At 39.8% G+C, this 20,231-nt stretch carries 16 protein-coding genes and 4 pseudogenes; 14 read left to right on the forward strand and 6 right to left on the reverse strand.

The window, feature by feature from the left end:
* Positions 1–36 precede the first annotated feature (36 nt).
* From nifJ to ACZ48L_RS10125, 3 genes and pseudogenes are all read left to right on the forward strand, one after another.
* Positions 37–3,615 (forward strand): pyruvate:ferredoxin (flavodoxin) oxidoreductase, encoded by a 3,579-nt coding sequence (gene nifJ, locus ACZ48L_RS10115; RefSeq protein ID WP_025792679.1) that lies wholly within the window; start codon positions 37–39, stop codon positions 3,613–3,615.
* A 921-nt stretch (positions 3,616–4,536) separates the two neighbouring features.
* Positions 4,537–6,126, forward strand: coding sequence for an IS21 family transposase (gene istA, locus ACZ48L_RS10120; protein WP_025792683.1), 1,590 nt, complete (start codon positions 4,537–4,539; stop codon positions 6,124–6,126).
* 6 nt (positions 6,127–6,132) lie between these two features.
* A pseudogene (locus tag ACZ48L_RS10125) lies at positions 6,133–6,735 on the forward strand (ATP-binding protein); the annotation flags it as partial.
* A gap of 18 nt (positions 6,736–6,753) precedes the next feature.
* Here the strand turns inward: ACZ48L_RS10125 and ACZ48L_RS10130 are convergent.
* Positions 6,754–7,680, reverse strand: a complete 927-nt coding sequence (locus ACZ48L_RS10130; protein WP_006045714.1) for an IS982 family transposase — start codon at positions 7,678–7,680, stop codon at positions 6,754–6,756.
* Between the two features lie 103 nt (positions 7,681–7,783).
* Between ACZ48L_RS10130 and ACZ48L_RS10135 the strand changes: the two are divergent.
* Positions 7,784–7,975, forward strand: a pseudogene (locus ACZ48L_RS10135) (ATP-binding protein); the annotation flags it as partial.
* A gap of 113 nt (positions 7,976–8,088) precedes the next feature.
* Here the strand turns inward: ACZ48L_RS10135 and ACZ48L_RS10140 are convergent.
* The 5 genes and pseudogenes from ACZ48L_RS10140 to ACZ48L_RS10160 all read right to left on the reverse strand — a co-directional run.
* Positions 8,089–8,202, reverse strand: a pseudogene (locus ACZ48L_RS10140) (Cas9 inhibitor AcrIIA9 family protein); the annotation flags it as partial.
* A gap of 22 nt (positions 8,203–8,224) precedes the next feature.
* Positions 8,225–8,686 carry a hypothetical protein gene (locus ACZ48L_RS10145; protein WP_257879373.1) on the reverse strand — a complete coding sequence of 154 codons (462 nt, stop codon included), beginning with the start codon at positions 8,684–8,686 and terminating at the stop codon, positions 8,225–8,227.
* 353 nt (positions 8,687–9,039) lie between these two features.
* Entirely contained in the window at positions 9,040–9,387 is a 348-nt protein-coding gene (locus ACZ48L_RS10150) for a hypothetical protein (protein ID WP_025792222.1), read from the reverse strand.
* A gap of 140 nt (positions 9,388–9,527) precedes the next feature.
* Complete coding sequence (locus ACZ48L_RS10155; protein WP_025792221.1) at positions 9,528–9,995, reverse strand: DUF1896 domain-containing protein; 468 nt, start codon at positions 9,993–9,995, stop codon at positions 9,528–9,530.
* 27 nt (positions 9,996–10,022) lie between these two features.
* A complete protein-coding gene (locus ACZ48L_RS10160) occupies positions 10,023–11,255 on the reverse strand; it encodes a site-specific integrase (RefSeq protein WP_025792220.1) in 1,233 nt (410 codons plus the stop codon).
* Positions 11,256–12,139: 884 nt separating this feature from the next.
* On the opposite strand from ACZ48L_RS10160, the pseudogene ACZ48L_RS10165 reads away from it, so the two are divergent.
* The 10 genes and pseudogenes from ACZ48L_RS10165 to ACZ48L_RS10210 all read left to right on the forward strand — a co-directional run.
* Positions 12,140–12,364, forward strand: a pseudogene (locus ACZ48L_RS10165) (site-specific integrase); the annotation flags it as partial.
* A 187-nt stretch (positions 12,365–12,551) separates the two neighbouring features.
* Positions 12,552–12,839, forward strand: coding sequence for a DUF3853 family protein (locus tag ACZ48L_RS10170; RefSeq protein WP_025792218.1), 288 nt, complete (start codon positions 12,552–12,554; stop codon positions 12,837–12,839).
* Positions 12,836–13,066, forward strand: a complete 231-nt coding sequence (locus ACZ48L_RS10175; RefSeq protein WP_025792217.1) for a hypothetical protein — start codon at positions 12,836–12,838, stop codon at positions 13,064–13,066. Before ACZ48L_RS10170 ends, ACZ48L_RS10175 begins: the two co-directional genes overlap by 4 nt.
* Before the next feature lie 311 nt (positions 13,067–13,377).
* Complete coding sequence (locus ACZ48L_RS10180; RefSeq protein ID WP_219524779.1) at positions 13,378–13,611, forward strand: hypothetical protein; 234 nt, start codon at positions 13,378–13,380, stop codon at positions 13,609–13,611.
* Positions 13,612–13,636: 25 nt separating this feature from the next.
* The gene (locus tag ACZ48L_RS10185; RefSeq protein WP_025792215.1) at positions 13,637–14,218 is read left to right on the forward strand and encodes a hypothetical protein; all 582 of its coding nucleotides are present in this window, start codon (positions 13,637–13,639) and stop codon (positions 14,216–14,218) included.
* A gap of 250 nt (positions 14,219–14,468) precedes the next feature.
* Entirely contained in the window at positions 14,469–14,906 is a 438-nt protein-coding gene (locus tag ACZ48L_RS10190) for a hypothetical protein (protein ID WP_025792214.1), read from the forward strand.
* Positions 14,907–15,103: 197 nt separating this feature from the next.
* Complete coding sequence (locus tag ACZ48L_RS10195) at positions 15,104–16,408, forward strand: ATP-binding protein (protein ID WP_025792213.1); 1,305 nt, start codon at positions 15,104–15,106, stop codon at positions 16,406–16,408.
* Between the two features lie 320 nt (positions 16,409–16,728).
* Positions 16,729–17,082 (forward strand): hypothetical protein, encoded by a 354-nt coding sequence (locus ACZ48L_RS10200; protein WP_025792212.1) that lies wholly within the window; start codon positions 16,729–16,731, stop codon positions 17,080–17,082.
* A complete protein-coding gene (locus ACZ48L_RS10205) occupies positions 17,079–18,083 on the forward strand; it encodes a toll/interleukin-1 receptor domain-containing protein (RefSeq protein WP_025792211.1) in 1,005 nt (334 codons plus the stop codon). Before ACZ48L_RS10200 ends, ACZ48L_RS10205 begins: the two co-directional genes overlap by 4 nt.
* A 27-nt stretch (positions 18,084–18,110) precedes the next feature.
* Positions 18,111–20,132, forward strand: a complete 2,022-nt coding sequence (locus ACZ48L_RS10210; protein ID WP_159102213.1) for an ATP-binding protein — start codon at positions 18,111–18,113, stop codon at positions 20,130–20,132.
* Positions 20,133–20,231: the final 99 nt, after the last annotated feature.

Here is a 20,231-nt window from a genome sequence, read left to right on the forward strand (position 1 = left end):
AAACATTATAATAATATTCATTTAATAAATTTCAAAATGGCTAAAGAAAAGAAGTTTATCACTTGTGATGGTAACGAAGCAGCCGCTCATGTGAGCTATATGTTCTCTGAGGTAGCAGCTATCTATCCTATCACTCCATCATCTCCTATGGCTGAACACGTTGATGAGTGGTCAGCACGTGGACGTAAGAACCTTTGGGGTCAGACTGTAAGCGTACAGGAGATGCAGTCAGAGGGTGGCGCAGCAGGTGCCGTTCACGGCTCATTGCAGTCAGGTGCTCTCACGACAACCTTCACCGCATCACAGGGTCTTCTATTGATGATTCCTAACATGTATAAGATTGCCGGTGAGCTTTTGCCATGTGTATTCAATGTTTCAGCACGTACACTTGCAAGTCACGCACTTTGTATCTTCGGTGATCATCAGGACGTAATGGCTTGTCGTCAGACTGGTTTCGCACTGTTCTGCTCTGGTTCTGTTCAGGAGGTTATGGACCTCTCTGCAGTTCCTCACCTTGCTTCATTGAAGACTTCTGTTCCTTTCATCAACTTCTTCGATGGTTTCCGTACATCACACGAGTATCATAAGATTGAGTGTCTTGACCAGGAAGACATCCGTCCATTGGTTGATGAAGAGGATATTAAGCGCTTCCGTGATCGTGCAATGACACCAGAACGCCCAGTAGTACGTGGTACCGCTGAGAACCCAGAGACCTTCTTCACACACCGTGAGGCAAGTAACTCTGCATATGAGAACGTACCAGAGGTTGTTGAACACTATCTCAATGAGCTCACAAAGATCACTGGTCGTGAGCATCACCTCTTCGATTACTATGGTGCTGAGGATGCTGAGAACATCATTATCTTGATGGGTTCTGCAACTGAAGCTGCTCGTGAGGCTATCGATTACCTCATGTCTCAGGGCAAGAAGGTTGGTATGGTAGCTGTACACCTCTATCGTCCATTCTCTGTTAAGCACTTGCTTGCAGCTGTTCCAAAGACTGTTAAGCGTATCGCAGTACTCGATCGTACTAAGGAACCAGGTGCAGAGGGTGAGCCATTGTACCTCGATGTGAAGAGTGCTTTCTATGATGTAGAGAACAAACCATTGATCGTTGGTGGTCGTTATGGTCTCGGTTCTGCCGATACTACACCTGCTAAGATCATCGCTGTATACGACAACCTCGAGTTGCCAGAGCCAAAGGATCACTTCACCGTTGGTATCGTTGATGACGTTACCTTCACTTCTCTGCCAGAAGTAGAGGAGATTCCATTGGGTGATAAGAGTACTTTCGAGGCTAAGTTCTATGGTCTTGGTGCTGATGGTACCGTTGGTGCTAACAAGAACTCAGTGAAGATTATCGGTGACAATACCGACAAGTACTGTCAGGCTTACTTCTCTTACGACTCTAAGAAGTCAGGTGGTTTCACCTGTTCTCACCTCCGTTTCGGTGATAGTCCAATCCGTTCTACCTATCAGGTAAACACTCCTAACTTCGTTGCATGCCACGTTCAGGCTTACTTGAACATGTATGATGTAACACGTGGATTGCGTAAGAACGGTACATTCTTGCTGAATACGATCTTTGATGGTGAGGAACTCGTACACTTCATACCTAATAAGGTAAAGCGTTACTTCGCTAAGAACAATATCACCGTTTACTATATCAACGCAACAAAGATTGCACAGGAGATTGGTCTTGGTAACCGTACCAACACTATTCTGCAGTCTGCATTCTTCCGTATTACAAATGTTATTCCTATCGACCTTGCTGTTGAGCAGATGAAGAAGTTCATCGTTAAGAGCTATAGCATGAAGGGACAGGATATTGTTGATAAGAACTATGCTGCTGTTGACCGTGGTAACGAGTACAAACAGTTGACTGTTGACCCTGAATGGGCTAACCTTCCAGACGATGCAGCTAAGGCTGACGATGCTCCAGCATTCGTTAAGGAACTCGTTCGTCCAATGAATGCACAGGCAGGTGACCTCTTGAAGGTTTCTGACTTCGTAAATCATGGCACTGTGGATGGTACATGGTCAGTGGGCACTGCAGCTTATGACAAGCGTGGTGTGGCTAGCTTCGTTCCAGCATGGACACCAGATAACTGTATCCAGTGTAACAAATGTGCATTCGTTTGTCCTCACGCTTGTATCCGTCCATTCGTATTGGATGAAGCTGAGAAGGCTGGCTTCAATGAGCCAACACTTGATATCCTTGCACCAAAGGATCTTAAGGGTATGCAATTCCGCATCGAAGTATCTGTTCTCGATTGTACAGGTTGTGGTAACTGTGCTGATGTCTGCCCAGGTAAGAAGGGTAACAAGGCTCTCGCTATGACACAGTTCGTTGCTGGAGAGGAAGAGGCTACACGCCGTGCAGCTGACTGGAATTACCTCGTTAAGAACGTTAAGAGCAAGCAGAACTTGGTAGATATCAAGTCAAATGCTAAGAACTCTCAGTTCGCTCAGCCTTTGTTCGAGTTCTCTGGAGCATGTGCTGGTTGTGGTGAGACTCCTTACGTAAAGCTTGTTTCACAGCTCTTCGGTGATCGTGAGATGATTGCTAACGCTACAGGTTGTTCTTCAATCTACTCAGCTTCAGTACCTTCTACTCCTTACACAACTAATGAGGAAGGTCACGGTCCTGCATTCAACAACTCATTGTTCGAGGACTTCTGCGAGTTCGGTATGGGTATGGCAATGGGTAACAAGAAGATGCGCGAGCGTATCGTCGTACTCCTTAACGGTGCTATGGCTGATGATCACGTATCTGCAGAGTTCAAGGAAGCTGCTCAGGAGTGGCTCAACAACATGAACGATGCTGATGCTTCAAAGGTTGCAGCTGCTAAGCTGAAGCCATTGATCGAGGCTGGTGCAGCAAAGGGTTGCCCTGTATGTGCAGAGCTGAAGACACTTGATCACTATCTCGTTAAGCGCAGCCAGTGGATCATCGGTGGTGACGGTGCTTCTTACGATATCGGTTACGGCGGTCTCGACCACGTCATCGCATCTGGTGAAGACGTTAACATCCTTGTCCTCGATACTGAGGTTTACTCTAACACGGGTGGTCAGAGCTCTAAGTCTACACCACTCGGTGCTATCGCACAGTTCGCTGCTAAGGGTAAACGTATCCGTAAGAAGGACCTCGGTTTGATGGCAACAACCTATGGCTATGTATATGTAGCACAGATCGCTATGGGTGCTGACAATGCACAGACATTGAAGGCTATCCGCGAAGCTGAGGCTTATCCAGGTCCATCACTCATCATCGCTTACTCTCCATGTATCAACCATGGTCTGAAGATCAAGGGCGGTATGGGTCGCAGTCAGGCTCAAGAGGCTAACGCTGTTGCTTGTGGTTACTGGCATCTATGGCGTTATAACCCACAGTTGGCAGAGGAAGGAAAGAACCCATTCTCTCTCGACTCTAAGGCTCCAGATTGGACGAAGTTCCAGGATTTCCTCCACAGTGAGGTTCGTTTCCTCTCTGTTCTCAAGGCTTATCCAGACGAGGGTCAGGAACTCTTCAACGCCTGTGAGGAGATGGCAAAGCTCCGTTATCAGAGCTATGTCCGCAAGACTAAGGAAGACTGGAGTGAGGAAGAGGCTTAAGAGCATCCTTACAAAAGAATATAAAAGAAAGAGGTTCCTCGATAGGAGAACCTCTTTTTTTCGTGCATAAGTAACAAAAAATATCATCACATACTGAATAACAAACAAAACACCTTTAAATAGAAAAATCACTTTGTTATACAAACTTTTTGCAAGAAAGAAACATTTAATAAGAAAATTTATCTATCTTTGCTGTGGACTTCCAGTACGTCTGTGTGTAGATGTGCGTTACAAAGAGTTCAACTTTTAAAAAGAGCGTTTTGATATTATCCTGTTGAGAAATCTGGACAATTTCTGTAACTGGGGATAGTGGCAATAACGCTCACGCTTGGGATTATTGTACCCTTAACTAAGGGAATAATATACCTCAATGCGTGGGCTATTGTTTATTATTCAGTTACAGGCAGTCCAGAGCCTCTCGACAATAATGACAATAGTTCCCACGCTTTTTCCATTTACCTAAATAGTAACTGCTTACTTCTGGGAAACAGTTGGCAAAAAGACATAGTATGCCAATAAAAATGATTAATGGATTTAATGAAGATAAACTTTTTATCCTTTATGCCTACTTATGTAGGTACGAGCATAAGATAAAGGGTATCAACACTTTAAAAGAACTTACTTCGATGTACCCTAATCTTCACAAGTTGGAGAGTTTGATTTCTTCTTTTTCATGTCACATCGTAAAACGAGAGTCTATGCCTGCTATGGGACTTCTAGCTTTACCTGATATACTATATATGGAAAAGCCACACTAATTTGACCCACCCTGGCAAGTATTTTAGACCCAGTAAGGTTAAAATAATGAGACCCACCTCACCAAAATAAGAATGACCCTTTGAAACGCTAGTTTTTTAGGGTCATTTTGTAGTTTTGTGTTACTGCCCTGGCCGGCATTAAAAACATAAAACTATTATTTATATGACAAAATTAAAGAATTTATTGCGCTGTTACGCATCTGGTATGGGAATAAGAAGTATTTCTAGTACTTTCCATATATCTCGTAACACCCTCCGCAAGTATGTCCGTAAATTCCAAGAAAGTGGCTTGTCCATGGAGCAAATTCTGTCGCTTTCAGATGATAAGCTAGCGGACTTGTTTTCAGATGGGCATTCTCGTAACCGTCCGCCTTCTGCTCGTAAGTTGGAGTTAGAGGCACTTGTTCCTGATTATGTGAAACGGCTTAGCAAGAAGGGTGTTTCTATCTTATCTCTTCACACGGAGTATCTCAAAACTCATCCTAATGGTTACCAGTATTCTACTTTCAAACACGCAATCCATGCCTACAGATGTCAAACACAAGCCGTAGGACATGTAGAGCACCTTGCTGGCGATCAGATGTATATTGATTATGCGGGTGATAAACTAGAAATAGTCGAAGAACAGACGGGTGAGGTGCGGAAGGTAGAGGTTTTTGTGGCTACCCTTCCATGCAGTCATTACACCTATTGCGAGGCAGTGTGGTCCCAGAAGAAGGAAGACCTTATCGTTGCTTGCGAGAATGCTCTTCATTTCTTTGGTGGTATACCCAAGGCTGTTGTGCCTGACAACTTAAAATCAGCCGTTATCCGCAGTGATCGTAATGAGCCTGTTATCAATGACGACTTCGCTGCTATGGCTGAATTTTATGACATGGCTGTTTATCCAGCTAGGGTGCGCCGTCCCAAGGACAAGGCACTGGTTGAGAATGCTGTAAAGCTAATGTATCGGTCGGTATATGTAGATATTGAAGGGCAAATTTTCCATAATCTAGAATCACTTAATGTTGCTATACGCACATCTTTAGAAGCATTTAACAGCCGTAGATTGAGTGGGCGTAAGGAATCCCGCCAAGAACTATTTGAGGAAATGGAAAAAGATTTTCTTCGTCCTCTTCCTACCGCTCGCTATCAGATGAAGTCTAGAAAATCTGCTACTGTCATGGCTAATAGCTTCGTTATGCTAAGAAAGCATAGTTATAGTGTTCCAACAGAGTATATCGGCAAACGTATGGAGCTTATTTACGATAATGACAATGTTCAAATCTACTATGGGTTAAAGTTAGTTACCATCCATCAGCGAGATGATACTCCCTATACCTACTCACAGAAAGATGCACATAATCTTCCTGGTCATCATGGTAGCTTTGAAAAGGATTTGGAGGAAATATATCAACGGGCAGGGCAAATAGACAACATCCTTCTGCTTTATCTCAAGGAAGTCGCTACGCAGATGAAATATCCACCAAAAGCCTTCCGCTCTTGCCGTGGTATCATGTCGCTGGAGAAGAAGTATGGCATGGCTCGTCTAGTAGCAGCTTGTAACTGTGCCTCGGAAGGACGACGCTATGGCTATAATGAGATAAAGGATATACTACAGAAGGGTGATGATGCTTCCTATATATCTATGGATGAAGATAATATGGAGCTATCTCCTGAATATAAATCAAAAACTCATAAGAACATACGAGGCAAGGATTATTTCTCAAAGCAATTATCCAATAATAACAATAATAGCAAACAATTAAAGTAAACAACTATGGAACTAAATAATAATAAGACAGCACCTATTGTGCAAGAAATGGATAAGAATCAGTTATCTCTTGATTTAATGCATAGAATGAAGCTTACGGGTATGGCAACTGCCTTTGAAGAAAGTCTAACAACTACAATTGCAGATACTATGACACCAGATGCCTTTTTATCATGGCTCTTATCTCGAGAATGGGACTATCGTTCCGCAGCTGCTATTGAAAGACTCATAAAATCAGCAGGGTTTAGATATAAAGCCTATCCTGAGCAAATAGATTATAATATCAATCGCAACCTTAGCCAAAACAAAATGGAGAGAATACTCTCACTTGATTTTATCAAGCAAGGACGCAATATATTTATTACTGGTTCATCAGGGACTGGTAAAAGTTTTATCGCTACAGCTATAGGCTATCATGCTTGTAAAAATGGTATTAGAACGATGTATGCTAATATGTCAAAATTACTAGGGATACTTAAAGTCGCCAAGAATAAAGGAACGTTAGAAACAGAGCTAAAGAAGATAGAGCGATGTCGCTTGTTAATCCTCGATGATGCCTTCCTTGTACCTGTAGATGCAAAAGAGCGTCCTATATTACTTGATATTATACTTGAGTTCGGGATAAGTTTAGTATGAAAAAAGTTCCAACTGCCTTGATTTTTCCACATACACTGGCAGTGCCTCTGGCTTGTTCTCAAAGAAGCAGTATGCTGTAAGGGCAGAACACAAGTTCATGATAAAGTTGTGTATCGAGCGGTGTCTTGAGTGAACAAGGTTGGCTTTGTTCTTGAGTAGTTCGTTAATGCACTCGATAATGTATCTTTTCCTCAGCATAATCTTGTCCCACATAGGCATCAGTTTGTTCTTCATCTTAGCCTTGAGCCCATGAACGAGTTGGATACCTTGACTGAACAGACTATCAAAGAGTTCCTGCTTGATGTACCCTCTATCAGCAAAGATCTTCCCAAATAAGACCTTTGCAAATACCGTCCATACCCTGCTATCTCTGTCATCCACATTTGCTCCTGTAAGACAGAACGTTATCACTTCACCAGAATCATTGCATAGCAGGTGCAGCTTGAATCCATGACACCAGCCCATGGTACCCTTTCCGTCCTTGGCGAGGCCGGCAAAGACTTTGTTGTAATATCGTCGTACATTGTGACATACGGGTATCATTGTGCTGTCAACGAATGTTATACCCGTACACTTGCCGAAGGCATAGAGCTTCATGAACAGCATCATCTTAAAGAACACTCTTGGCATGAGTTCAACGAAGCGGTTATAGGAAACCGCGTCGGGAAAATCCTGACGCATCACCCCTTTGACCCAATTCAAATAATACTCCTTGAAATTGCGATATGCGCCGAAATGATAGCATACCAAAATGGTCATAATCTCACTTTCCGAGAGTCTGCCCTTGCGGTTTCGGTAGCGTTTGCCGTCACTGTTATGGGACGGTAGACGCAGGTTTTTCGCTAATTCGGCACTCAAATTCTTATCAAACTCGTCGATTATACAGAAAATTTCAGTAACTTTGTCCTTGGTAATCATCGTTCAAAAATCTTGTAATCTATTGATTTTCACCTATAAAGATACGAATTTTTGACGAGATTACCAACTTTTTCAAGCCTTTTCTTATCCCGAACTCGCGTAAATTATAGAAGATAGGCATGAAAGGAAGTCGATTATCATATCTTCTCAACTTCCTGTAGACAACTGGTATGATGCAATAGGCGACCCTACCGTGGCAGATGCTGTACTAGATAGAATTGTGCATACCTCATATCAAATAGAACTAACTGGAGAGAGTCTTAGAAAGATAAAAGCAAAGAATATTACCAAATAATAGCGAAATAAAATGACCCACCCGACCAGGGCATTTAGTGGGTCAATAATAAATCGTTTTACTGGGTCTAAAATACTTTGCCAGGGTGGGTCAAATTAGTGTGGCTTTTCCAACTCCTCGATATTCTTGTTCGGTTTCATCAAGTTAGGGGCAAACAAGGGGTCTGTCATAGCACGCTGATTAAGATACTCGGCTATTGTCCGTGTGAAATGTTCTGTTCCTTTCATTGTCGTATATGTTTTGATGTTGTTAATACTTGGGAATTTCAACTATTTGATTGATACGTCCATACAGGTAGGCTCTTAGGCTTGTTCTGTCGGGTGCGTAATACTCTGTCCATTGTCCGTACTGATTGACAAGATATTTCTTCAGTACATCAAAGAAGTCAAAGCGATAGCCTTGTAGGGGAACGGCAGTACGGAAGTAGGTATTAGAGTTCACTGCTTCACATAGCCAATTCTTTTCCTCACGGCTCATACGCTCGCCACAATAGAGTTTCACACGTAGGAGATATACTTTGCTATTACAAAGGCTCTCCAAAGGGGGAACGTCCCATTGTACAAACTTAATTGCCAACACTTGCTCACTTTTTTCAGCCACAGGGTTAATGCGGTAATGAGAGGAGGAGCTATATCCTTTTCTGTTCATCGAAGATGTTGTATTTGGCTTTCCCTTCGGTCGCCCTCTTCGAGTTCCTTTTTGCTTATCCATAGCGACATTTTTTTTATGCGTCCAAAGATCGGAGTATGCTGATTCCTTTTTGTAGCAAAAAAGAGGTAGCGGGGCGGGCTTACACAAGGTTTTGGCGGAAAATACTACCCGTAGGTGTGGAGATTTTCCAGACAAACCAAGCGGCTTAGGACCTTGGGAAAGCCACAAGCCCCGTACTACCTTTGCGGATAAAAAGGGAACAGCATCCGTCTTCTTGTCATCGCATATCGTGGAGCATAGGAAAAGAAGCAAAAGTGCAACAGCCGTAGTGGAAAATAGAAAAGGTGGCTATCTCAAAATACGAGATAACCACCTAATGAAATAACATGAAAGGTATTACAGAGCCGTGCTTCTCAAAGCACGCAAAGCAGGATGGCACAGAGAATTACCAGCCAGAAGAGAATGCTCAGCAGCGTAATTGTCACTTTTAGAATTACCCTGACTATAAAGCGTAGTATCAGAAAACCTGCAATGACAGAGACGGCAGTTACGACTTGCGGTGTTACCATCTTCGAGATAAGCCAAATGACACCGATAACGATGGAAAGCAGGGTGGCTAGTTCGATGAAGCGTGTCCAACCGAAACGACGGACTTGCTTGGGAGAAATCGGCTGCTGCTTGTTCTTATCGGTTTTGTTCGATGCGTCTGCCTTGATGAAGGCAGGTGTGTGGACATCTTGATTCATGATGATTGTATTCATATCGGAGCTTTTAATAGTTTCAAGAGCAATAACAAGATGCGCAGGCTACACAAAGACAAGTGTTAGTACAAACTCTTGGCGTGTGGAGCGGAGCGTTTATCTTGGCTCTTGACACTACAAAAGCTCCCGATGGTGTCACATCAAGTCATGTTCTCACCGCCTATCGTTGGCAGACCATTGACCTCAATGATCAGAACGATTGTCCCTGTCAGTTCGGTGTAGAGTTTCTCATACTCAGGACTTGCACCGAAGTCATCTGACAGCTCATACTTGTCGAAAACGCTTTGCACAGCCTTGTTCTTCAAAAGTATCGGGGACAGTCTTTCGGGGAGTGGGGAGGGCAATTCTTTCTCAAACTCATTCTCCAAGACAGACACAAGCGTATCATACTTTGAAAAATGCAGTCCTCGATGCAACACTTCGCTTGCCATACTCTCTGCTTCGGGATGCGAGAAGCCTTGTGCCACGGCATCGCAGTAAGCCGTCAGAGCCTCGTCTGCTCGAGCGGTTACAAACGCATTGTCATTCTCTCTCTCTGGGAAATGCTCTCCGAGATACGCTTCTAACTTCAGACGGAAGTAGGAAAGTTCTTTCTTTGTCGTTGTCATAATTTCAAAGTTTTAGGGTTATATACATTATTTTGGGGAAATGCCTAATGCCGTATTGAAAGTACCCAACTTGTCAGCCAGTTCATCCATATCGTGTTCTATCTTCTTATTGGTAATACGGGCGTAAATTTGCGTTGTCTTGATGTTGGTGTGTCCTAACATCTTACTTACGGATTCGATGGGAACTCCCTTGGATAGTGACATCGTGGCAAATGTGTGCCGGGCGAGGTGGAAGGTCAGGTTCTTTTTGATACCGCAAATATCGGCAATTTCTTTCAGATAACTATTCAGTTTTTGATTCGTCAGCATGGGGAAAAGTTTGCCGTCACGATAGGTCTTGCCACTATATTTTGCAATGATGCTCTTGGGTATATCAAGTAAAAGAACGTTGGTCTCCACGCTCGTCTTCTGCCGCTTGGTCATTATCCACTGCTTGCCGTTGAGCGTGACGATGTTTTCCGGAGCGAGGTTGTACACGTCTATGTACGCAAGTCCCGTGAAGCACGAGAACACGAACACGTCCCTTACAAGTTCCAAACGACCGATGCCGAAATCTTTGTTGGCAATTTTAAGGATTTCCTCGTCTGTGAGGAATCCACGATTGACCGGTTCCATGTGAAAACGGATGTTGAGGAACGGATCATGGTGCAGGACACCAAGTTTCCTGCCCAGAATGGTAATCGTCTTGAAGGTTTTCATCATCCTTGTGGCGGTGTTGGGATTCTGCCCGACAACCGTTCGAAGATAAATATCAAAGTCGTGTATGATAATATAGGTGAGTTCTGACAAGCGTATGTCAGACCGACCGTATTTAACACGAAGGAAATTTGAAAAGTGTTTCTTGCAGACGTTGTATTTCTGTAAGGTTGCAGCTTCGACCGACACGCCTACCTGCCGTGCAACGTCACTGTTGTGCTTGTTGAAGAGGCTCATTAGGGTGTCCACATCCTCCTTCTTACCAAGATACTCCGACTTGATACGCTCCAAGGACACCTCGTCCGTCATCTCGACTTTCTTGAAGATGGTCTGGAGTCCGCTCTGAATGTTGTCAAGTTCGAGGTTGGTGGAAAGTGCTTCAGTTGTCCTTCCCTTCAACCGTTCCTTCTCCCTGTCCCATTGGGACTGTTGGACAGCAATGCCCGTCGAGCCAATTGAAAGTCGTTCATTGTTGAGATAGATTCTCAACATTACGGGTGTTTTACCCTCCTTGTTCACATAGTTGCTTCTTAGATAGAAGACTGCTCTGAAAATGGTTTTCATTTGCGCTGCTGTTTTTTAATTGTAGCCATGGAAAGGAAAGTTGTAGCCAAAATTCAATAATTGTAGCCAGCTTCTAATAGAATTGTAGCCAAAAGATTGAATTATTAGCGAGATAAACTTCTGTAACCACGCTGCAAAGTTCGACATATTTATTTGAATAACAGCAATTTGCGTGTACTCTATGCGTACTCTGTACGAACTCTTGGCTACAATTTTTATTTTGCCTCAAAAAGTGTAGCCAGATTGTAGCCATTGTAGAGTATTTTGGGAGTTTCCGCTGCTTCTGTACATACTCTGAAAAGTAGGATGGGTATAAAAGAAAAGTATCATAACTACTTGTAGCTATGATACTTACGATTTTCTTAGATTTCTCTCTGATGTTCATTTCAGAGTACCTAAAGCGGAGAGAGAGGGAAGCGGACATCTATACAAAATCATTAAAGATTTATATCAAATCATATCAAAATTATCAGAACATCAAGAAGTTACTGATATAATTTGATATGACATTTTATTTTTTGATAACTTAGGTTCTAATACTCCGTGAAAAAAAGTGGGTCAAGCAGTGGGTCAAATTTTAGGGGGTTCAAAAATATCTACATTATTTTCATAACTTGTGAGGTTTTGAGAAAATATTTTACAATAAGTAAAAGTGGGTCAAAAAGTGGGTCAAATCTAAATGTTTGTACGCTTGCGTATAGATGTAAATCTCATATTAACAGTGTATATTATGCAATTATATTATTGAGATATCGGTAAAATCTTATACTTAAAAAAGGAGAATTGCTCTCATTAAAGTAACTATATTAATAGAATTCAAAAGTTGGTAGTTTACCTAAGATAGTTTCTAACTATAACCTCTATCTTCTTTATTTTTAAAGACAACCCATTACGAAGGGAATAAACGAGTTGATGTGGTTAAGCCTAAATATGAACTTGTTGGAACCCGTTGTGGACGACGTACTTTCATCTGTACCGCATTGGCCAAAGGCATACCACCAAGCGTGGTGATGAAGTGGACAGGTCATAGTGATTATAAGGCAATGAAACCTTATATAGATATAGCAGACGAAGTGAAGTCTGAATACATGAAACAGTTTGATGAATAGAAAAATAGCTCGAAACGATGCTGTATGAAATAAATTTGCTTATCTTTGCAATGTCGTTTCGAGACACTTTAATACATTTTGTCGATTTGGCAAGATAGTTTTCTTCCCGACAAGCTTTTATTCTAATCGTAACGATGACAGTGGCCCATATGTGCCCATTGTGTCTATATGTATTAAAGTGTAAAATATGAAACTATCAGAATCATTCCTACAAACTCCTTTGGCGGAGCTATCAGTAAAGGATTTCGTTTCTCTTATGTCAGAGTACAAAAGAGGGGGCGAAGCTACGTCAGAAAAACTTTTTGATGAAGATGCCTGGGTCTCTGGCTACAAGTCGCTTGCCAAGTATCTTCATTGTAGTGTGCCTACCGTGTGCCGCCTTGTAAAGAGTGGCAAAATCGATCCTGCTATCAGAAAGATCGGTGCTACTTATTGGTTTGACAAAAAAATAATACGTGATTTGATGAAGGTATGATGACTTGGAAACAGCTTCTTAGCATAGCTATCCTACCACTTTGGGATATGATTAGATATAGAAGGAAAGCCGATCCTTTTGACATCTTACTTATTATAGTGGCAATACACGATCAAATGATGAAGACTAACCATAACAAATCTGCAAAGGCTTATGAACAAAATGGTGAAGAGGATGTATTATCTGCTGTATTGCTTAAGAAAAAAAGGAGTTGTATGCCTTTCTAAAGAATGGATTATATTCTTTCCATACAATCAAGACCCTAATGTAATCAAACAGATAAGTTGTCTATGCCACGAGTTTCATTTTCATGTTCAATTAGAAATCTAAGTTATGATTAAGGGTATTAGCAAGTTTAACCGAGAGATTAAATTCTTATTCGAACTTCTTACGATATTTATTTTAGAGAAGTGGATTGGTAGGAAAAATAAGGATGCCCCAGACGTACTCATAGTAGTTCCGGCGATAGTCGTTGCACTTGTATTCGGTGCTATAAACTCCTGTTTTACGACCAATGATGATGCCCTAAGTGATGACGATGAAGAAAATCTACACACTCTACCAAACTAACAATCCCAATACACTTGGTGGCTACATGACTTACAACACATTGAGTGAGGCCTTTGATACCATAGGGAGGATAGGCTTCGATGGAAAGTTGATAGACACCATCACTGCCGTAACTATGGTCAATTCTGAATGGTGGCATGGCCATCGGACAGGGTGCGTTGCCGAAATAATTTCGCAAGGAGTTATCTATAACTATAGTTAGAAAAAAAATTAAAAAGACATCACAAATGCACAACGAAAACAAAATTTTGGTAACCGATATTGGTGAGATTGATGAAGTAGAAGTCATTTTTGATGATGATAATAAGCCATATTTATATTCTTATGGTGGTGACGACTTTTATAGACTTGATGCGCCAGATAAGTTCTTCGATAATAAGGAACAGGCCGAAGAGTATGTGAGAGAAAATATCGCTCCTTTTGACAGAAATAAAGTCAAAGAGTATCTTACTAAAAGATATAAAGATTCTGGCATCAGTGATATAAAAGATATTTTACCTGATAGTCTCATCAAGGAGTACTTGAACCACTCCCTTCACATAACAGACTTGGGGTGGATCCAATGTGCTCTTCTTAAAAATGCACTAAAGGGTATTTTATGTGTAAATGCAATTACTTTCAGAAAAGAAGAAGTTGCATACATCAAGTATAGAGAACACGAATGGGTTGAAATTACATTAAGAGATGGCACAAAAGTAACACCTCGAAATGAAGATGAAAATACAATCATTCGCTGGTGCTTCGGAGGCAATCCTACTGGAGTCTATTATACGAATATCAAAAAACCTGTGGAAACAGAAGAAGAATAAGCAAAGAATAAAAAATATAGAACATGTTGACAAGTTCAATCATCAAATTAGACAGACCTTACCCCATTGTATATTATAAGGGAAGGTTGCTGTTACAAGTAGGTACTCTTTTGGTTGTTTCCGACAAATTAGTAGGTAGATTTCTTGATTTATCGCATTTTAACCAAGAAGCATACCTTATTTTGTCTTACAAGGCCAGACAGTTTGGAAATCCGCCGTGTGATCAAATTCTCGATGAGACAATGTCGATATGCATGAAAACGATGAGGTTGAATTAACCGATGCAACACAACATCTCGAATGGCACTGTGATTATGCAGATGGGAAATTTGACTTTGAGTTACTTGATACCTTGCAAGATTATAATTGCTCGATACGACATATAAAGGATATTGATGGAGGAGAATTTAAAATAGAGCTCTTCATAGATAAATACGGTAATGGAAAGAAAGCCGTAAGAGCCTGGGCAATGAATGGCTCTCTGTTTTTCTATGCAGAGATTAAAGATACCATACCTGAAACTGCACAACAGATTATTGAGGAAATAAGTTTCTACTCGCAATATATCGATGTTGAGAACTTCAAATGGACTTTCACAAGTGAGATACCACGGGAAGAGCCTTATATTACCGCACTGAATGAATATATTAACTGCAATTTGAAAGAGAAAACACATAATTCATCGTGATCAACAATCGAAAACTGTGACAATGATACAAAAAAAGAAGATAGCATTTAGTGAAGACCTATACATATTCTCACCTTTATAACCGAAAAACATTGCAGTGATACAAAAAAAGAAGATAGAAAATTATGATAATTCAATTATTTTTTCCATCTTTGTAACCGAAAGCTGTTACAGTGATACAAAAAAAGAAGATAGATATGGAGATTAGAAGGGACAGATACCTAAATAAGCTTATCGCTAAGAAACAAAATGGTATGATTAAAATCGTTACAGGCATACGCCGTTGCGGTAAATCATACCTTTTGAATCATTTGTTTAGACAACATCTTCTTGCATCTGGCGTAGGCGAAGAAGATATTGTGATTCTTTCGCTGGATGAAGACGTAAACGCCAAATATCGTAACCCATTTGAACTTGGTAAATATATTAGGGAAATATGTGCCGACAAGAGCCGCTATTTTTATGTACTCTTGGATGAGATCCAAAAGGTGGATAGTATTCAAAATCCTTATCTACCAGACAATCCTGATGAGAAAATTAGTTTTGTGGATGTGCTACTTGGACTGAAAGAAGAACCTAATATCGATTTGTATGTCACAGGTAGTAACTCCCGAATGCTTTCAATGGATATTCTCACTGAATTTAAGGATAGAGGTGAAGAAATCAGAGTCAATCCATTGACCTACGATGAATTTGTGTCTGCATATCAAGGGGGCAGTCGATTGGCCTGGACCGAGTTTATGATGTATGGGGGTATGCCCTTTGTGATGCATAAGGATGGACACGCAGAGAAAGCGGCTTACTTACAGGGACTTTTCGAAAAGACCTATATTACGGATGTGATAGAGCGCAACCAGCTCAAGGCAAGCAAAAATGTATTGGAAGATTTGTTGAATTATCTTGCATCATCTGTGGGCAGTCTAACTAATGCTACCAGGCTAGAGAACACCTTTAAATCAATAAAGAAGCAAAATATCGCACATCAAACAATCTCTGCTTACATCGATCATTTTATAGACGCTTTTATCATTAGGAAGGCAGAACGTTATGATATAAAAGGACGCAAATACATTGGAGCACAGCAAAAATACTTCTTCACAGATGTAGGTCTCCGCAATGCACGCCTGAATTTTCGTCAGCAAGAAGAAAATCATATCATGGAGAATATCCTCTATAATGAACTTACTGCTCGTGGTTTCAGTGTGGATGTAGGTGTCGTTGAAACTATGGTTACTAATACTGCAGGTAATCGTCAACGGTCACAACTGGAGGTTGACTTCGTTTGTCAGCGTGGCCACGATCGCTATTATATTCAGTCCGCCCTCACTGTTGCAGATGAAAACAAACGTTTGCAGGAGATCAACTCACTCACCAAGATCAACGATTCATTCATCAAGATAGTTGTGGTTAAGGATTATATCATACAATGGCACGATGAAGCAGGTATCTTATATATAGGAATCGAAGACTTCCTGCTCAATTATATCAATCAGATGGGGTAAGAATGCTCACCAACTGTATAAAGGTATGTAATATCCTCATGTATGGATAGCGTCAACCAGTGTTACAGCGTAAATTCTCTCCACCTCGCAGTTGAGGGTAAAGCAAACTAATAGAAGCATATCTGTAGTAAACATCATTGGGAAATTATCTTGTAGAAATGAGCCTAATCTAACGATAAAGGTGTAAGATTATATAGTATGATAAACTCATCAAAACTAATTTTGTGCCTTATGAAAGTTTTTTGCTACATATTTCACATTAAGTCTGCTATTGTTGTGGATTATTTCGTATTTTTGTGGAGTTATTAAATAATTCGATTATGATAGCATCCGTACAATATAATGATTTGAGAGGGACAGCTGCAGCAGATGTCTCTGATTTTTATATGAATTCTCTTCAAAATTATTTGATAGAAAAATTTAAGCAGTATGATTCTAACAGGTATGTTTGTAAGGGCTGTACCCTTTGGATAGGTGGGCAAAATGCAAAGCCTCATATTACTGTGAGTTACATATGTTGGGATCGTGATCAGTATAAGTATGTACGTTTTTACCCCTCAACAGATTTAACTTTTGAAGAGATATTTTCCATGTTCAAACGATTTGAAGTCGTTATGGGAACGGATATAAATGAAGTAGAAGTAAATGAAGACGATACATTAGATTTGAAATGATGGAAGCTCAGAAGTCACCTTATCCACCCTTGGCCATTAATATTATTGCTGGTATAATGGCTACGAAGGACGCATATTCGCAGAATTACCTTAAAGGAACAGAGTTGGTGAATTTATTTCAGTCACTTGGATTTCCTGATGACTATACTTTTGTAGAAGGTCGAGGAATTCAAACTTTAGATTTTGGAGAGGGCCTTTCACGTTTAGCATATACTCAAAAACGTCTTGCAATGATAAATGAATCTTTGCAGATGCCCATTGCAATTCAAAAGTTTATAGAAAGAGTCAAGGAACCAAAAGAAGCTTCAAATTCGATTCAAGAAGTTTTAAGCCGTTATAGCATACCATTGTTTACCCAAAAGAACTCTATAACTGAAAAAAATGAAGATGCAAATAATTCTGATAATGCAGAGTCAGAGGGTAAAGTTCAGGAAAAATTGCTTTTAGAAAAAGAACAATTAAAGAATGAACAGAGAAGACAAAAAATGGAACAATCAATACTGGGAGAAATACCAACTGACCGTCCTGTAGTTTTCATAAGTTATTCGTGGGATTCTAAGGAACATCAAAAATGGGTGGCAAAATTAGCGGAGGGATTAACAAAAGCAGGTATTTATGTTTTACTTGACCAGTATTTGGAGGATGGTACTTTGCTTCCTCAATTCATGGATTTAGGGATAGATCGTGCCGATAAGGTTCTTGTTATAGGTACAGATGAATATCTAGTAAAATCTTACGACCAAGGGACTGGTGTGGCTTTTGAGGATTGTATTATTCGCTCTCAAATTTTTCAACATTTAGGCTCAAAAAAATTTATCCCATGTTTGAGAAAAGGAGAATTTAAGACGGCATTTCCTATAATAATACGTAATAATAAGGGGCATAATTTCGTGGAAGATAAAAATTTTGAAGACGAGCTTGAAACCTTATGTCGGGAAATTTGGCAAAAGCCAAAGACTCATCGCCCAACATTAGGAAACATCCCAGATTACGCAAAATAAGATTCGGTAGAAATGGTAAAAATGCACATGAAAACTAATGCTCGTATTGTGAGCAAGGTTCTAACACGCAATAAAAATACATTTTATGCTTTAAAGGAATTAATAAATAATTCCATACAGGCTAATGCAACTTCTATAAACATAAACCTCATCCCATCTGAAAAGGAGGAGAGCGATTGGCAATATCATAAAATTGAGCGAATCCAAATTATTGATAATGGGCAAGGGGTCCCATATACAAAATTTCCTAAAAGTATATTGGAAATTGCAACAGATAACAAGCCTAACGGATTTGGTGTAGGTAGATTTAGTGGGTTGCAAATAGGAAGTAATATGCGCATTTCAACAGTTGGGTACGAAAAAAGCGAAAACATTTTTACTCGTACAAATGTTGAATTTGATATTTCTCAATTTGAGAAAGACGACTTATCTACTATAGACTTTTATGTAGACCACGAGAAATTGTCGTCTCCAGCTACTTGTGGATATGAAGTAGAAATATTTAATTTGTTTTCAAATAGAGAAAAGTGTTCTCCAAGAAACAAATTGGGAACTGATTTTCTACCTGAAAATTTTAGTTTTAAGTTGTTTCAACATTATCCATTGTATATCTTTGAGGGAAAAGTACAATTTGTGGTAAATGGGAATAAATTAAAGCGTTCTGATTTTGTTAAGAGTACTCCTAAGTTACAAAAGGTGACGTACACTGATCCTTTTGGGAAGGAACATGAAATAAGATTGCAATATTTTAATCTAAAATTAGAAGAAGCAAAAGTTAGGATTTTTGTACAGTGCAATAATGGTGATATTCAATCTACTGCATTGGAGTTAGCATACAATTCAATGTGGTATGCTCCTTCTATGGGTACACAGTATATTCTAATCGAATCAGATTATTTAAGTCAAGATTTTGTTGACAACAGTATACTCGGTGGTCTAAATAATGATTGGCAGGCACTATCACAGTTTCTCAAACGAACAATCGATGAGTTTTTTAAGAAGGATAATAGCAAATTTACTTCTTTTATTAAAAAATTAAAAGAAGACAAGCACTATCCCTTTTCTTCAGAAGAAGCATCATTGGTTCCATTAGCTGCAAGTGTTTTTGAGCAGAGTGCCTTTATATTAGAAGAGGACCTGCATCTTTTGAATCGTAATGACTCAAATCGGGCTCTTATATATCTATTGCTGCGCAAGGTTATAGATGATGGTGATCTTTCATTTATTATAAATCATGTTGTCGGGTTAAGTAAAAAAAGTAGGTGTAGTTTAATTGATTTGTTAGACAAGACAAACCTTGAAGAAATTATAAACTTTTCTTCACGTATAGCAAACAAACTACAAAGTCTAGAATTATTGGAAAAAATAGTTTTAAGTGAGACTGATAAGCATATTGAATTATATAAAAAGGTCGCCAACACAATTTTTAAGAATTCATGGATTTTGGGTGATGAATATTTAAGTTCTATACCAACTCAGCCCCAACAGGGTATTACAAACGTGTTAGAGGGGCTATTCTCGAAGTATATACCTCAAAAAGTCACTAAAAAATATACTGCTATCACAGGCTGTAAGCCATCTGTTAGAAAGCTGATAAGCCAAATTACCTTCAATGAACGGCGATTAGATTATAATAAGAAGGAGCTCTCTGTGGTTATTATTTTTGCACCTGCAATCCAAATAGGTCAACCTGAAACTGTTTGCATTGAGAGCTTTTTATACGAGTTGGGTAATAATAATGAGTATTCGAAAAGTAACACAATGTTTAAAATCTATTTTGTGGCGTCAAAATTAGATGCTTTCGCCCGACAAAAGATAAATGCGTCTACGTCTGAGCATTTTGTGTACCCAAACATGAATTCTGGTAATGATAATATACGTTCATATTTGATGGATTGGGCATCTTTAATAGATTACAATCGTGAAAAGTTGTCTTGTGCTGCAGAAACTTTAAAAATGAATAGAATCGATGTTGAAACTGCTTTCTTACAAGAATATCCAGACTTATTTGAAGGAAAGAACAAAGCTCAACTAAGAGTTATAAAGTAAATTTTAATTAGTATAAGATTTTATCTAAGCAATATGTTCAAAAGTTCTATCTAGTCATAATAGAACTAATAAAAAATATGAGATAAGTATTCAAAAAAA

Source organism: Prevotella histicola (assembly GCF_055385135.1).

Excerpts from the sequence above, each read along its gene's own strand:
- ACZ48L_RS10170 (WP_025792218.1), top strand. The coding sequence starts at position 12,552 with ATGAAACTATCAGAATCATTCCTACAAACTCCTTTGGCGGAGCTATCA.
- ACZ48L_RS10175 (WP_025792217.1), top strand. The coding sequence starts at position 12,836 with ATGATGACTTGGAAACAGCTTCTTAGCATAGCTATCCTACCACTTTGG.
- ACZ48L_RS10190 (WP_025792214.1), top strand. The coding sequence starts at position 14,469 with ATGCATGAAAACGATGAGGTTGAATTAACCGATGCAACACAACATCTC.
- ACZ48L_RS10130 (WP_006045714.1), bottom strand. The coding sequence starts at position 7,680 with ATGATTACCAAGGACAAAGTTACTGAAATTTTCTGTATAATCGACGAG.
- ACZ48L_RS10195 (WP_025792213.1), top strand. The coding sequence starts at position 15,104 with ATGGAGATTAGAAGGGACAGATACCTAAATAAGCTTATCGCTAAGAAA.
- ACZ48L_RS10185 (WP_025792215.1), top strand. The coding sequence starts at position 13,637 with ATGCACAACGAAAACAAAATTTTGGTAACCGATATTGGTGAGATTGAT.
- ACZ48L_RS10200 (WP_025792212.1), top strand. The coding sequence starts at position 16,729 with ATGATAGCATCCGTACAATATAATGATTTGAGAGGGACAGCTGCAGCA.
- nifJ (WP_025792679.1), top strand. The coding sequence starts at position 37 with ATGGCTAAAGAAAAGAAGTTTATCACTTGTGATGGTAACGAAGCAGCC.
- ACZ48L_RS10155 (WP_025792221.1), bottom strand. The coding sequence starts at position 9,995 with ATGACAACGACAAAGAAAGAACTTTCCTACTTCCGTCTGAAGTTAGAA.
- ACZ48L_RS10210 (WP_159102213.1), top strand. The coding sequence starts at position 18,111 with ATGAAAACTAATGCTCGTATTGTGAGCAAGGTTCTAACACGCAATAAA.
- ACZ48L_RS10150 (WP_025792222.1), bottom strand. The coding sequence starts at position 9,387 with ATGAATACAATCATCATGAATCAAGATGTCCACACACCTGCCTTCATC.
- ACZ48L_RS10145 (WP_257879373.1), bottom strand. The coding sequence starts at position 8,686 with ATGGATAAGCAAAAAGGAACTCGAAGAGGGCGACCGAAGGGAAAGCCA.
- ACZ48L_RS10205 (WP_025792211.1), top strand. The coding sequence starts at position 17,079 with ATGATGGAAGCTCAGAAGTCACCTTATCCACCCTTGGCCATTAATATT.
- ACZ48L_RS10180 (WP_219524779.1), top strand. The coding sequence starts at position 13,378 with ATGAAGAAAATCTACACACTCTACCAAACTAACAATCCCAATACACTT.
- istA (WP_025792683.1), top strand. The coding sequence starts at position 4,537 with ATGACAAAATTAAAGAATTTATTGCGCTGTTACGCATCTGGTATGGGA.
- ACZ48L_RS10160 (WP_025792220.1), bottom strand. The coding sequence starts at position 11,255 with ATGAAAACCATTTTCAGAGCAGTCTTCTATCTAAGAAGCAACTATGTG.